At 49.9% G+C, this 15,483-nt stretch carries 9 protein-coding genes and 1 pseudogene; 3 read left to right on the top strand and 7 right to left on the bottom strand.

What is annotated here, in order from left to right; translation table 11 throughout:
* Positions 1 to 11: 11 nt before the first annotated feature.
* Positions 12 to 1,286 carry a PQQ-dependent sugar dehydrogenase gene (locus HHX48_RS11700; RefSeq protein ID WP_191025307.1) on the bottom strand — a complete coding sequence of 425 codons (1,275 nt, stop codon included), beginning with the start codon at positions 1,284 to 1,286 and terminating at the stop codon, positions 12 to 14.
* 385 nt (positions 1,287 to 1,671) lie between these two features.
* Here HHX48_RS11700 and pulA point away from each other — a divergent pair, with 385 nt between their 5' ends.
* On the top strand, positions 1,672 to 5,823 hold the full coding sequence (gene pulA, locus HHX48_RS11705) for a pullulanase-type alpha-1,6-glucosidase (RefSeq protein ID WP_191025309.1): 4,152 nt from the start codon (positions 1,672 to 1,674) through the stop codon (positions 5,821 to 5,823).
* A 60-nt stretch (positions 5,824 to 5,883) separates the two neighbouring features.
* On the opposite strand, the gene HHX48_RS11710 is transcribed toward pulA, so the two are convergent.
* Positions 5,884 to 7,449, bottom strand: a complete 1,566-nt coding sequence (locus HHX48_RS11710; RefSeq protein WP_191025311.1) for a phosphoenolpyruvate carboxykinase — start codon at positions 7,447 to 7,449, stop codon at positions 5,884 to 5,886.
* 424 nt (positions 7,450 to 7,873) lie between these two features.
* On the opposite strand from HHX48_RS11710, the pseudogene HHX48_RS19150 reads away from it, so the two are divergent.
* Positions 7,874 to 8,641 (top strand): annotated as a pseudogene (locus HHX48_RS19150) (PAS domain-containing protein); the annotation flags it as partial.
* A 177-nt stretch (positions 8,642 to 8,818) separates the two neighbouring features.
* Positions 8,819 to 9,166, top strand: a complete 348-nt coding sequence (locus HHX48_RS19155) for a methyl-accepting chemotaxis protein (protein WP_397541084.1) — start codon at positions 8,819 to 8,821, stop codon at positions 9,164 to 9,166.
* Positions 9,167 to 9,266: 100 nt separating this feature from the next.
* On the opposite strand, the gene manD is transcribed toward HHX48_RS19155, so the two are convergent.
* From manD to HHX48_RS11740, 5 genes are read right to left on the bottom strand one after another with little or no spacing between them, the layout of a single operon-like run.
* Positions 9,267 to 10,475 (bottom strand): D-mannonate dehydratase ManD, encoded by a 1,209-nt coding sequence (manD, locus tag HHX48_RS11720; protein WP_191025314.1) that lies wholly within the window; start codon positions 10,473 to 10,475, stop codon positions 9,267 to 9,269.
* 21 nt (positions 10,476 to 10,496) lie between these two features.
* Positions 10,497 to 11,774 (bottom strand): TRAP transporter large permease, encoded by a 1,278-nt coding sequence (locus HHX48_RS11725; RefSeq protein ID WP_191025317.1) that lies wholly within the window; start codon positions 11,772 to 11,774, stop codon positions 10,497 to 10,499.
* Entirely contained in the window at positions 11,771 to 12,238 is a 468-nt protein-coding gene (locus HHX48_RS11730; RefSeq protein ID WP_191025319.1) for a TRAP transporter small permease, read from the bottom strand. Before HHX48_RS11730 ends, HHX48_RS11725 begins: the two co-directional genes overlap by 4 nt.
* On the bottom strand, positions 12,216 to 13,259 hold the full coding sequence (locus HHX48_RS11735) for a C4-dicarboxylate TRAP transporter substrate-binding protein (protein WP_191025321.1): 1,044 nt from the start codon (positions 13,257 to 13,259) through the stop codon (positions 12,216 to 12,218). The genes HHX48_RS11730 and HHX48_RS11735 overlap by 23 nt, the downstream gene beginning before the upstream one ends.
* An 11-nt stretch (positions 13,260 to 13,270) precedes the next feature.
* The gene (locus HHX48_RS11740; RefSeq protein ID WP_191025323.1) at positions 13,271 to 15,430 is read right to left on the bottom strand and encodes an alpha-glucuronidase family glycosyl hydrolase; all 2,160 of its coding nucleotides are present in this window, start codon (positions 15,428 to 15,430) and stop codon (positions 13,271 to 13,273) included.
* Between the last annotated feature and the right edge of the window lie 53 nt (positions 15,431 to 15,483).

Genomic DNA, 15,483 nt, shown 5'->3' on the forward strand with positions numbered 1-15,483 from the left:
ATGTCCGATTGCTAATTAGACTTTTGGTCAGCCTGTACAGACCAGATAGTATTACCGTCGTCATCAGCGACCAGTAACTTACCATTGCCGGTCACTCTGACCGCTGTGGGACGACCATATGCCTCATCGGTTTCCATATCTTTGATGAAGCCGCCAAGAAATTCTTCAATTTCACCGGTAGGTTTGCCGTTTTCAAATGGCATAAAAACAATGCGATATCCATTGTATTTCGCGCGATTCCAGGAGCCATGTTGCGCGGCAAACAGTCCATTATGGTAGCGTGACGGGAAACTCTCGCCATCATAAAATTCCAGATCGAGCGTGGCAGTATGATTGCCCAGTGCGATATCCGGCACGATGGTCTTCTCAGGTAAATCTTCAGGCATTTTATCTTTCCAGCGCGGATCGATATGCTCTCCGAAATATTTATAAGGCCAGCCATAGAAGCCGCCTTCCTGAACACTGGTTACATAGTCAGGTACCAGGTTGTCACCTAACTTGTCCCGCTCATTCACAGCCGCCCACAACATGCCGGTCTGTGGGTTGTAATCCAGACCATTTGCGTTTCTAAGCCCCCACGCATAAACCTGTTCGTTACCGCCATCCAGATCAACAGTAAAGATTTTTGCGCGGCGTTGCTCTTTCTCCATGCCGTGCTCACCAACATTACTGGACGAACCAATGGTCAGCAGCAATTTATCCTGCGTATCATTGACCTCGATATTCCTTGTCCAGTGGTGATTGTAGCCGCCAGAGGGCAGCGAATGAATGACTTCGCCTTTGCCTTTAATCGCATCGGCACCTTCTTTGTACTCATACCGCGTGATGTTATCGGTATTGGCAACATAAAAATGATTCTCGTGTAGCGCCATTCCAAACGGCTGATTCAGCCCTTTTTCTAAAAATACATGGCGCTCTTCTGCCACACCGTCATCATTTGTGTCTCTTAACAGCGTTATGCGATCTGCGCTGCCTTTTTTGGCATCATTAGACTCTGCCACGAGCACGTCGCCATTTGGCAAAATATGCAGCCACCGTGGATGGTCAAGGTCTTTGGCAAAGGCTTTTACTGTAAAACCCTGAGGGGCTGTTGGTGTGACATCATCGGGCCAGCCAATAACTTTGGTACGCCGATCAGCAGACTTCGTAGCATAAGGCTCCGGCAGAGGGACCTTCTCGCCCATGGCGTATCCGTTTTGGGGCTCAACAGCGACCTGCGCGTTGACAACAAATGCCGGTAAACTTAGTAAACTTGCTACACCTAGTGCCAGTGGTGTTTTTCTCATCAGGGACTCCTTTATTGTGAAATACGAAGTCGCATCCACGGCTTATGAGCCACCTGCCGGCTCAAGAATACGAGATAGTGTAGTGGCTACGAAAGAATCTCACGCACGGTTTTATAATCACAGATTGTCGTAAATAATTGAGGCTCATCTCTGCATCCCCAGGCGGGCTTGTTGGCATGAAAGCGCATTGGCATGCTGGACAGTTTTCCTTCGTTTCGCCCGCCGGATGCATTACATACGTATTCATTGCACTTATGCTGGAAGCTCAAAAAACCATCATTTAGGATACACATTAGTTACATCTGATTAACAATGCGCCATCGGCAGGGCACGTTCTGCTGTCCCTTCCCAAGCGACCTTTGTACCCATAAAAAAAGGATGCCTAATGAAACATTTACTGACGGTTTTGACCGCCACGTCGTTTATGTTGTATCACTCAGGTTCTCACGCAAATACAGTAAACATCAATAACGATGCCTGGTCTGATTCTCAGACTCAGGCGCCCGCTTCTAACGCTGATCAAGGCATCGAAGCCGTACTGGATTTAGCCCCCAATGAGATCGCACTGTTTTATTCGCGTACTGACGGAAATTATGATGGCTGGGGGCTGCATTTATGGAACGGTGAGGGCTGCGGCGACTATGCCTCGTCGACCTCTGACAGTACTTATTTTAATAATTGGGGAAATCCTTACCCCGCTGATGGCATTCATCCTGAGTACGGCGCGTACTATATACTGACTACTGAGCCGGGCGCTTCCTGTTATAACTTTATTGTCCATAAAGGGGATAATAAGGCCCTGGGCAATGCTAACAGCAAGTTTGAGCCATCCCAGGGACAAGAAGGCTTTACCTTTCATGGCTACCCTGAAATATGGTACACACCGCTGACCAGCCGCCCTGCCTCTATTGACGGCGCACGCGCTCACTGGATTGATACCAATACATTCCTGTGGCAGGTTGATACGCGGAGCGCACAGACCTACTCGCTGTACTATGCAGATGATTCGTCAATGGCACTGGAAGATGAGGTCTTCACCGGCACTCAGAGTTTACCGCTGCAACCCTCCGCTGTAAGTCCAGATATCAGAGCTTCTCTGCCCCATCTTGATAGCTTTACCGGGTTTACGCTGGATATTGATCCGGCGCAGGCTAAAACACTGGCTAAGCAACAACTGATGGCGGTTGCCCGCGACAGCGAGGGAGACATTGTTGATATCACCCGGGTGCAGATTCCTCAACTGCTGGATCATCTATATACCCGCGGCAGCAATGATGCTGATGAGGCACAGCTGGGCGTTATCTACAGCAAAAATCATATTACAGCGGCCTTGTGGGCGCCTACTGCCAGATCAGTCACGCTGAATGTTTTCAGTGAAGATAAAAAACCACGTGGAAAGCGTGAGATGCATTTTGACGAGCAGACCGGGATCTGGCGCTACAAGGGTGGCAAACCTTCACTGGATCGCTTGTTTTACCAATACGAAATTGAAGTTTATCACCCTCGTACAGATGCTGTTGAAGTCCTGACCACCAGCGACCCATATTCGGTCAGCCTGTCAACCAATGGGCAATACAGTCAGTTTGTTGATTTAGCCGATACCGCATCACCGGATCTTGCTCCGAAAGGCTGGACCGAACGTATGCGCCCTGCGTTGCCCGCCCCGGAAGATGCGGTAATTTACGAAACGCACATTCGTGACTTCAGTATTCGCGATGAATCTGTCAGTCCGCAATACCGGGGCAAGTACATGGCGTTCACCGAGCAGGACTCTATGCCGGTAACCCACCTTAAATCTTTGACCGAAGCGGGGCTGACCCATATTCACCTGCTGCCCGCCAATGATATAGCCTCTATCAACGAAGACGAAAATACCCGAGTCGATTTATCCGATACGGTTGGCAAACTGTGCGGACAAGTTCCCGGTGCGCCGGTTTGTGGCGTGGAATCTGACAATGCGGTGCTATGGGATGTGCTGGAAAGCTATGATCCTGCATCCGGTGATGCCCAGGCATTGGTGAACAGTTTACGAGGGCTGGACGGCTTTAACTGGGGTTATGACCCGCATCATTTTGCCGCCCCGGAAGGCAGCTATGCCACCGATCCTGACGGTGAAGCCCGTATCCGTGAAATGCGCGAGATGGTGATGGCACTTAACAATATGGGACTGCAGGTGATTCTTGATGTGGTGTACAACCACACCGCGTCCTCTGGCCTGTTTGATACCTCGGTGCTGGATAAAACCGTACCCGGTTATTATCATCGTCTGAATGAAATAAGCGGCGGTATAGAGAACTCCACATGCTGTGAGAACACGGCTACAGAGCATCGCATGATGGCAAAGCTGATGAACGATTCGCTGGTGAGCTTTGCACAACACTTCGGTTTTGACGGTTTCCGCTTTGATTTGATGGGACACCTGCCAAAACAGGCGGTACTGGATGCGCGCGATGCGGTTCGCCAGGTTGATGCAGACACGCTGTTTTACGGTGAAGGCTGGAATTTTGGTGAAGTTGCTAATGATCGCCGCTTCGAGCAGGCCTCGCAGTTTGGCATGGCAGGCACTGAAATCGGTACCTTTAATGACCGGCTCAGAGAAGCAGTGCGCAGTGCTGAGCTGTTCAGGGAAAATGGCAGCCTGAACCAGCAGGATCTGATCCGGCTGTCTATGGCAGGCAGTCTGACAGATTACGAGTTTGTCACTGCAGGTGGAGAACTTACCCGCGGTGAAGCGTACGACTGGAACGGCCAAAGTGCTGCCTACGCCACCGACCCGGCTGACAGCATTCATTATATTTCCAAACATGATAATGAAACACTGTGGGACCAGCTTCAGTACAATCTGCCGGCAGATATGCCGCTGACAGAACGGGTACGCGTACAAAACGTGGCGTTATCCATTCCGCTGCTGAGTCAGGGTATTCCGTTTTTGCACATGGGCAGTGAGCTGCTTCGCTCCAAATCCATGGACAGAAACACCTACGATGCTGGCGACTGGTTTAATCTGGTTGATTTCACCGGCACGGATAACGCCTGGAATACGGGCCTGCCAATGGCACAGGATAACCAGAGTCGGTGGGATGAAATCCGTCAGGTCAGTGCCAACCCACACTCAGATATCGATGCGCAAGGCATGCAGGCGGCCAATGCCAGCTTTAAAGAATTTTTGCAAATCCGCAAAAGTTCACCGCTGTTCAAACTGCAAACCATGGAAGATATCCGCCAGCGTGTTGCGTTTCATAACACCGGGAATGAACAAACCCAGGGCCTGATTGTAATGAGCATTGATGATGGCACAGGTCTGCCCGATACTGACCCGCTGCATGATGCTATTTTAGTCGTCGTAAACGCGTCGGGTAACACGCAGACTATCGACGGCTTTGACGGTTTGTCGCTGCATCCGGCCCAAATGGCATCGGCTGATCCGGCGCTGACAAACGTAGTGGTGAATGACGAGAGTATCAGTGTGCCACCGCTGACCACTGCCGTATTCGTCAAAACTCAGCAAGGTGCTCAGGGCAGCGGTATTTCTGCACTGCCACCTTATGGTGACCAGCCTGTTTATTTACGTGGCGAAATGAATGGCTGGGGAACCTCAGATCCTTTTACCTACAAAGGAAACAATACCTACTCACTGGATATTTTTCTGGAAACAGGCACCTACGAGTTTAAAATTGCCGACGAAGGATTTGATAAAGCCAATATAGGCGGTGGATTTACGGTAACGCCCGGTGTGGATGCTACCTTACAAAACGGTGGCAATAATCTGCAGCTGACTGTTACACAATCAGCAGACTATCAGTTTGTGTTAACGGCTGATGATGCCAGCGCACCAATGCTGACAATTACTTCAGATGCTATTAATCCGCCAGACGATACTGGTCCTTATGCAGACCCGATATATATTCGCGGCATCATGACTGACTGGCAAGCCACTGCGCCCTACTCGTTATCTTACACAGCCAATGGTATTTACACCGCGTCGGTTACGCTAAGCGCAGGACAGCATACGTTCAAAATTGCTGATGCGAACTGGCAAAGCGTAAACATCGGTGCAACAACGTCCGGTCAGATTATCGAAGCGGACGTACCGTGGGATGTAATTAACAGCGGCAGCAGTCAGGATCTGGCGTTTGTCGCGGCAACCTCCGGCGCGTATGCGTTCCGGTTAGATGCGTCGAATCCGGCAAATCCCGTGCTGACGATTTATGCCGATGTACCACCAATGGCCGAAACCCTCTACCTTCGTGGCTCCATGAACGACTGGGGAACAACCAACCCGATGACGTATGAGGGACTGGGCGTCTATGCTGCCGATGTCGACACTCCTGCAGGCACAGCATATTTTAAAGCCGCTGTAGAGAACTGGTCGCTGAATTACGGCTCAGGCAATCAGTTTGACCTGCAGACCTGGTTCCCGGTGTACGAAAATGGTGGCGACTCTGTTATCAATGTTGATGCTGCCGGCACCTATCAGTATCGCATCGATACGTCTGCCACACCGGCACAGATGAAAGTGGAAGCGTTGAATAACTAAGCGTTTGGATCTTAATTTAACGTTGAAAAAACGCCCGCATCCGCGGGCGTTTTTTTATACTTATTGCAGGCGGGGACCGGCTGCTACAATGTCTTCGTCAACATCATATTTTTTGAAGTTATGATTAAACTCTGCAATCAGATTAGCAGCAAACTCCTCGTATTTTTGCTTATCGTCCCAGGTGTTTTTCGGGATCAACAGCGTATCGTCGACGCCCGGGACACTTACCGGCACATCCAGGTTTAGCCCGTCAATGTGTACGGTTTCCACACCAGCCAGATTACCATTCACAATCGCATCAATGATGGCGCGGGTGGTAGGAATATCAAATCGTTTGCCTGTACCAAACGGACCGCCAGTCCAGCCAGTGTTTACCAGATATACCTTTGCGCCAAACTCACGAACACGCTTTTTCAGAAGCTCTGCATATACACCTGCTGGTCGGGGGAAAAACGGCGCACCGAAACAGGTAGAGAATGTTGACTCAATATCCGAGGTGGAACCGATTTCCGTCGACCCTACTTTGGCTGTGTAACCGCTGAGAAAGTGATAGGCCGCGGCCTCTTCGCTCAGTACCGAAACCGGCGGCAGAACCCCACTGACATCACAGGTCAGAAATACTACCGCGCGTGGCTCACCGCCGCAGTTCTCAATGACCCGTTTGCCGATATGCTCCAGAGGATAGGCGGCGCGCGAGTTCTGAGTCAGACTGGTATCTGTATAATCCGGCGTGCGCCTGTCATCCAACACCACATTTTCTAAAATAGTGCCAAAGCGAATCGCATCCCAGATGACCGGCTCGTTCTTTTGCGATAAGTCGATACATTTTGCATAGCAGCCGCCTTCAATATTAAACACACTCCCGGGGGCCCAACCATGCTCGTCATCACCTATCAGATAACGATTTGGATCGGCGGACAACGTGGTTTTACCGGTGCCGGACAGCCCGAAAAATAACGTAACATCACCCTGCTCACCAATATTGGCAGAACAGTGCATCGGTAATACCTCTTTGGCCGGCAGTAAAAAGTTTTGTACCGAGAACATCGCTTTTTTCATTTCACCAGCGTAACGCATGCCTGCCAGCAGTACCTTTTTATGCGCAAAGTTAATAATAACGGCACCATCGCTGTTAGTGCCATCCCGCTCAGGTTCACAGCTAAAGCCCGGCGCATTCATCACTTGCCATGCCTGTTCATCATTTGGATTCCAGATATCCGGGCAGATAAATAAGTTACGGGCAAAAATATGCTGCCAGGCGGTTTCTGTACGCACCTGAAGAGGTAAGGCATGTTTGGCATCTGCACCGACTTGCAGGTGCGATAAGAAATGCTCGCGGGATGACAGATACGCCTCGACGCGGCTCCATAACGCATCAAACTTCTCTTCATCAAAAGGACGATTGACTGCTCCCCAGTCAATATCGTTCTGCGTGCTGGGCTCTTTTACGATAAAGCGATCGGCAGGAGAACGGCCGGTCCGGTGGCCGGTTTCTACAACCAGGGCTCCGTTGTCAGCGAGCTTTCCTTCTTTGCGCGCGAGTGCAATTTCCACCAGCTCAGCTGATGTTAAGTCCTTTTTGGGTTCATGTGCGGCGGTGGGGTCAAGCGCCTTGGCAGCAGTCATTCTGTAATCCTTAATTAACTATTTCAGTTTAACTTTCAAAAAGCAGCAATGTGTAGAAGTCTATATAAATTAAGCCATAGAGCAAGGCTGACCAGATTGGCGAAGCGCGTTGTTTATCAGGGAAATGTAAAATTATCAGTACTCAAGTAACCTAGAAAGGCTGTTAACAAACCCAAACACAAACAAGTAATTGATTTTAGTAGAATATAGAATCAGAAAAAACTGAAAGCAAAACCGATTGGTTACAAACAAACTTTCTATTAACTCGAAAACTGCTTAGTTATTTGGACATGGTTATCAAGCCGGATGTGGGCGCCACTTAGACTATACCAATGTTTCTTTACATATAAGCAATAAGCAATATTTATGATTGCGCTGATATTAGGCATTGGTATAACTTGTTCGAGAGTAAATGGAGATGCCGATGCTATTTTTAAGAAAAAAGGAACAACCACCCGCCCCCCGCGATACCCTGGTGCAAGAGCGAACGGAAAACTTTTTGGCCATTGTCGATCATATGGGAATGATTGCCTTTGAGCTGGATGGTACCGTACTGGATGTGAACGATGCGTTTTTAGGCGTGGTTGGATATGCACGGCACGAAGTGATCGGTAAGCACCACCGAACATTCTGCAAACCCGGTCTGGTTAACTCTGAGAAGTACAAAAATTTCTGGCAGGACTTAAAAGCCGGTAGATCGTTTAAAGGTCAGTTTGAACGTGTCAGCAAATCAGGCACGACACTGTGGCTTGAGGCAACCTATTTTCCGGTTAAGGACGAATTCGGTAATGTCACCCGGATTATTAAACTTGCTACCGACATCACCAAAGAACACCTTAAAGCTGTGGAAAACGAGGCACTGTTATCTGCCCTTGGACAGTCGATGGCCGTAATTACATTTACCACTGATGGACATATTCTTAATGCTAACGAGAATTTTCTTAAGACGATGAAAGTCTCGCTTAGCGATATCATTGGTAAACATCACAGAATATTCTGCGATGACGCGTTTTATATGGAACAACCGGACTTTTGGCGAAAGCTGGCCGCCGGTGAATACCAGGCCGGCAGATTTCGCCGGTTTAATGGTAATAAACAGGAAGTGTGGCTGGAGGCTACCTACAATCCAATTCGCGATAACGAGGGCAACATAGAACGTATTGTTAAATTTGCCGCCGATATCACACCGCGAATACAAGCTGCCACCAATGCTATTAACCTGGCGTCAGACACGTCTGCAACCACTTCACAATATACAGATGAAGCTATTTCTTCGCTCGCCGCAGCGCAGGATATTTCAGTTGCTATTCGTCAGCAGGTTACAGTCGCAAATGAAAGCAGCGAAAAACTTGCAACCCAGGCCACTGACATTCGCAACATCGTAGGCACCATCCGAAGTATTGCCGAGCAAACAAACCTGCTGGCATTAAATGCTGCAATTGAAGCCGCCCGGGCTGCTGAGGCCGGTCGCGGCTTTGCCGTGGTTGCTGATGAGGTGCGTACCCTTGCCGCAAGAGCCAGTGATGCCACGCAGGATATTGAAGACGTGGTTACCACGAATTCCGGGCTTATCGACGACATCAACGCACAAATGAATGACATCGACAAAAGCGCCGCTCAGGGGCATGACGCCGTATCCTCCGTTTCAGGCAGCGTTGAACAGGTTAAATCAGGGATGCAAATGCTGGTACAGGCGGTTAAAAAACTGGTCCAGTAACTTGCAACGCCTGTCATAGTCAGGCTTATTCCTGATGCTTATACTCATTCACACCTGTAGCTTAGAGGATTCAGATAAAGCGACACGTATTTATCAACATTTACCAATTCCAGAGCGTACCGTCTTCCAGCCGGTTAACCGGTAAGGCCGCGCGCTTGTAGGGATATTTACTTGCCAGCTTCTCGTCAATATCCACGCCATGCCCTGGTGCTTCTCCGGGAGTGAAAAAGCCTTTGTCAAACGTATAATCAAATGTGAAAACTGATTCCATTTCCTTTGAGTGCGGCATGTGTTCCTGAATCCCGAAATTTGGTACCCAGTAATCAAAGTGCAATGCTGCTCCCATGCAAACCGGCGATAAATCGGTGGCACCATGAAAGCCAGTGCGTACATTGAACAGCGCGGCAAAATCAGCGATTCGGCGGACCTGGGTTATGCCACCGGCGTGTGCGATGGTTGAGCGGATGTAATCAATGTATTGGTTTTGTATTAGCTCACGACAATCATGAACAGAGTTAAATACCTCGCCTACCGCCAGCGGCGTGGTCGTGTGCTCCCGAATAAGTCTGAAGCTTTCCTGATTTTCAGCAGGCACACAATCTTCCAGCCAGAATAACTTAAAAGGTTCCAGCTCTTTTCCTAGCCGCGCCGCTTCGATGGGAGTGAGCCTGTGATGAACATCATGCAGTAAGTGCACATCAAAACCATATTTGCTGCGAACGGCATCAAATAATTCAGGCATGAAATTAAGATACTTTTCGGTTGACCAGACGCTTTCTGAAGGCAAATCTGCATCAGCTGGTTCATATTTATGACCGTCTTTGGCAACCCCATATGTGCTGGCCATTCCTGGTATGCCGGATTGAACGCGCACAGCTTTGTAGCCGGCCTCTACCGCCTGACCGACAGCCTCCAGGGTCGATGCCATGCACTGTCCATTCGCATGGGTATAGGTCATAATCCGGTCACGACTGCGCCCACCCAGCAACTGGTAAAGCGGCAAACCCGCTACCTTGCCTTTGATATCCCACAACGCAACATCGACGGCTGCCAGTGCGGTCATACCGACCGGGCCACGACGCCAGTATGCACCGCGATAAAAAAACTGCCAGATATCTTCGATTCGATGTGGGTCTTTGCCAATAAGTGCCGGTACCACATAATCGCGCAGATAGCTGACTACCGACTTTTCACGTCCATTAAGTGTGGCATCACCAATTCCGTATACCCCCTCGTCGGTCACAATTTTTAGTGTCACAAAGTTACGCCCCGGAGAGCACACAATCACTTTGGCATCAATAATTTTCATGATGGATTTCCCCGTTTGGAGTTAGTAAATCAGTTCAGGCAAAAACAGGACGATAGAGGGGAAAAGAGCCATTAGCGTGATCAATCCCATTACCGCCAGATAAAACGGCCAGGCCGCGCTGACATATTCGTCTGTAGGGCACTGCATGATGTTGCACACCGAATACATCGCAATACCTACCGGCGGTGTTGTCCCTCCGAAGGTAACAATGATCATCATCAGTACACCAAAATGAATCGGGTCTATGCCCACCGCCTGGACGACCGGCACAAGAATCGGCGTCAGTAGCAGCACAATAACCGTTCCTTCCATTAACATGCCTACAAAGAGCAAAAAAATCAGACATAACAACAGCACAAGAATTGGCTGACTGGTCAGGTCACTGACAGCCTGCGCCAACGATACAGGGAGCTGCTGATAGGCGACAACATACCCCACCACCCCGGCGCTTAAAATAATCAGCATAATCATACCGATATCATCAATACTGTCTTTCAAAGATGTAATAAGGCTGTCAAACGTAAGCTCCCGATAGCACCAGAAGCCGATGATACCGGCGTAGACTACCGCAAAGGTGCCCGCTTCTGAGGGCGTAAAAATACCAAAGCGAATAGTGACAATCAGAATGACGGGGAACAACAGTGCCCATTTACAAGCGTTCATTGAACGCAATATTTGTCGCAGATCAGGTCGCTTCTCGCCCTCGGCTTGCTCCGGATAATGCTTTTTAACCTGGAAAAAAACAGTGAGCATCAGCGTCACTGTCAGCAAGATGCCCGGGACAATTCCTGCAATAAATAATTTGCCGATAGATACATTGCCCACAAAGCCGTACAAAATAAGGCCGATACTGGGTGGAATACAGGCTGTGATTAATGCACTGATGGTGACAATGGCGGCACTGAATCCTTTGCCCAGCCCGGACCTCTGCATTGGTGTTCCCAGTATACGAGCCTGCATCGCCGCATCAGCAATGGCTGAGCCCGACACTCCGCCCATCAGTGCGCTGAGAATAATGGTGACATGGGCCAGGCCGCCGGCAATCCAGGCCACCAGCAAATTTGAAAAACTTATCAGCCGCTGCGTGATGCCGGAATGATTCATAATATGTCCGGCCAGAATGAAAAAAGGCACTGCCAGCAACGGAAAGCTTTGACTACTGGCGACCAGCCGCTGCACAGCCACTGCCATGGGCAGGCTATCTGCGTTTACAAAATAGCTCAGCCCGGCAATGAGAAGACAAAATGCCAGGGGAAGCCCAATAGCCAGCAAAAGAAGAAACAGCAACAGCATCATCATAATCCTGCCTCCGGATTCTCACGATGATGACGCCCTGTCAGGCGGCTAACCAGAGTCAGAATCATTAGTACAGCGCCTACCGGTACACAAAGTGTTACCCAGCGATAGGCAATGCTGGTGCTCCCCAGTGTTCGCTGCGGATTTGCCATAAACAGCTCAACTCCAAACCAAACAAGAACACCAAGAACGACGATCATCAGCACATCCAAGCCAGAGAAAAGCAGTTCTCTGTAGGCCGGATGTAGACGCCGGGTAAAAATATCCACACTCGCGTGTTGTCCGTGATGAAATGTCTGATTGGCCGCAAGCATTGCCAGCCAGGCGAACAGTAACTGTGCAACATCTACCGACCAGATAATCGGATAGCCAAGTGTTCGCATAATGGCAGCGATAAACACCAGAAACACGATGGCAACCAGCAACAGCACACACAGCCAACGCTCAATGCGATGAATCATTTGCATCGTCAGCCTCCTGTAACAGTGTTTGGATATCCTGGAACAATGCTGCGTAGCCTAGATTTTTATAAACCACCTTGGCAGATTGCCGGAACGGCGCAGTATCAGGCTCTGCAATCACCACCCCGTGCGCTTTAAGCGCCTCTTCAATTTTTACCTCTTCAGCGCGTACCTGCTGCGACGCAAAACTGCCTGCCTCTATGGCCGCTCGCGTAACAATTTTTTGCTGGCGTGGAGTAAGTGACTGATACCAGCGCTCACTTCCCACCAGACCGGAGATGAGCTGGATGTGCCCGGTTTTGGTGACATGCGTTATAACTTCATATAAGCGCGCGCCCCACATACCGGTATATTGCGCCTCTGCTGCATCTATAACCTGCTGCTGAAGACCGCTGTACACCTCCGCCCAGGCCAGTGGTGTGGGTGTGGCGCCCATCGCTTCGATAGTTTGTATCCAGACCGGTGCGCCGATAGTGCGCATTCTTATTCCTTGCAAATCCGCTGGTGCAGACACCGGTTTTTGGGTCAGCAGATGTCTTGCACCCTGCCACCAGTTAAATGAAAAAATATGCAGTCCGTGGCGCGTAGCCAGGCTGTCTGCCCATTCAGAAAAAAGAGGCGAATCAACCAATACATTGAGCTGCCCGTAATCTTCAACAAGGTAAGGGGCCCCAAGTATGCCAAGCTCATTCTGGTAAACCGCCAGCCTTCCTCCATCGGCAAGTACGGCCACGTTGGCGCCCAGCATCGCCTGTTCGAGCATATCGCTGTCATTGCCCAGCTGCGATCCCACAAAAATGCGCACAGAAAGACGCCCCTGTGACGCCGTCTCTACCTGATTTTTAAATTTCACCAACCCTTCGTACATAGGATCGTTGGTACTTAGTGATGTGATGACATTCAGGGTAGAGTCAGCAGCCACAGGCATCGCTAACAATAAGAAGGCAGCAACACTCAGAACACGTTTGCGCAGACACGCGGTTACCCATGTTCTGAATGTTTTGGCGATTGATGCAAGTACGGACATACCTTGCTACGTTATCCCTGCCCGGGGGCATGAGGAAACGACATTTTTTGGTATTGCTTTAACGATTTTTCAGGTTTTGGCAGACCATCGGGAATCGGCATGTCAGAGAACTGCTGAAAATAGAGCACACACGCATTGCGCCACCACAGAGCTTCTTTTACATGAATATCCATCGCCATCTGTACCTGGTGAAATTGCAGCGGATCTATTTCTCCTTTGAGACTGTCCCACTGCTGCTCCAGCGCTTTAACATCGTCGGCGCCTTTGTAGTAGCGGTGTACCAACTCATTCCAAAGCGTGCGCCCGGATGATTTAATCTGATAGTCCCACGGCAGATGATGGAACCAGAGCAGGTATTTCTCTGGTGTGGTGGCGGGATCGGCCAATTGCTCTTTAAGCGGTGAGAAATACTGCTCCACCGCATTGACGCCGGAAGGTGAGCGGTCAAACCCGATGCCCTCATCGTCGGCGCGATGATAGTACACCGAATTCCAGTCAGCACGCCCCAGTGAGTCTACCCAGGGAGCGGGACCATAGTGGTGTCCGGCGCCCATGATGTGATGCAAACCTAGCGGAGTCATAGTATTAACTGTGATTTCGTGACTTTTCATCATCATGTCAGTCACTGTGGCAACCACCTCGTTATCATTGCTTAATGTCATGCGAACCCACTCGTCAGCAACCTGCTCGGCGGAAATTTCCGGGTTCCAGGCCATTCTGCCGAAGACGTACCAGTTCGATTGCAGGATAATGTGCCCGGTCCAGTTGCGATCGGAACCAATGTTCGCCACACCCGCCATTCCTGAGATATTGTTATCAAACAAACTACCATCAATCACTTTGGCTACTGTGGAGCCTTCTCCCCTGGCATAGGTATCAGCGCTAAGCACTTCCTCATACATGGGCCCCAGATAAACAAAGTGCGTGCTGAATCCCAGGTACTCCATGGTTATCTGAAACTCCATCATCAACGGGGTCTCAGGTGTCGCGCCAAACAAAGGACTGAACGGCTCGCGGGGCTGAAAGTCGATGGGCCCGTTTTTCACCTGCACCAGCACATTGTCATCAAACTTGCCATCCAGCGGTTTAAATTCAGAATAGGCTTGTTTGGAACGTTCTTCGTTCTTTTCATTGGCATACACAAATGCACGCCACATCACTGTGCCACCGTGAGGTGCAAGGGCACTGGCGAGCATGTTCGCGCCTTCGGCATGGGTGCGTCCAAAGTCACCCGGGCCAGGTTGCCCTTCAGAATTGGCTTTAACCAGAAAGCCACCAAAATCCGGAATGTGTTTATAAATGTCGTCAACTTTGGCTTGCCACCATTGCTGTACATCTTCATCCAGCGGATCGGACGTATCCAAGCCACCAATTAACTGCGGCGAGCTGAACTTTACGGAGAGATAAACCTTGATGCCATAAGGCCGGAACATATCTGCTAGTGCTTTCACTTTTTCCAGATAATGATCGGTTAGAATCAACGGGTCAGCGTTAACATTGTTAAGTACCGTCCCGTTGATGCCGATTGATGCATTCGCCCGAGCATAGTCAACATAGCGTTGATAGCGATAATCAGGCAGCTTATGCCAGTCCCAGATAGACTCCCCCGCATAACCGCGCTCTACATGACGGTCCAGATTGTCCCAGTGATTAAGCACCCGCAACTGGATATCTGGTTGTGACACAATTGCCATGTCTGCTAGTGGCTGACGGGTTTGCAACTGACGCAGCAACCGGTAGGTGCCATACAATGCCCCCACCTCTGTATTTGCCAGTATCATCACCTTTTCGGCATTACCATGCTTTACCTGATAAACCAGATACCCCTCATCGCCCGCCGCCTTTAAATCAAGCTTATGGCGGGCCGCCAGTGCACTTGCCTTATCGCCGGCCGCAACAATCAGCCCGGCCTGCGATGCGTTTACCTGCTTAGCCTGCGCAAGCATACCGTTAAGGGCAAAGATAAGTTCCTCACCAATGACCTTCATGGTGTCCGAATCGCCGCTAAGATAAAACGACGAGACCTGCTTGGCATAAGTTGCTTTGAGGTCATCGTCGTTAATCGGATCGTATTTTAGCCACAACCGGTAGCCGTCTTCGCCATCAACAATTGAAGCGCCAGCCGCGCCATAGGTGATTAGTAACAACCCAATCAGGAATATATATTTCATGGTTACCCTCTTACCGGGCCGGCATAAAAAACCGGCCCTTAGATTAAGATGTG

It is taken from the genome of Salinimonas profundi (assembly GCF_014750655.1).
Lineage (GTDB): Bacteria > Pseudomonadota > Gammaproteobacteria > Enterobacterales > Alteromonadaceae > Alteromonas > Alteromonas profundi_A.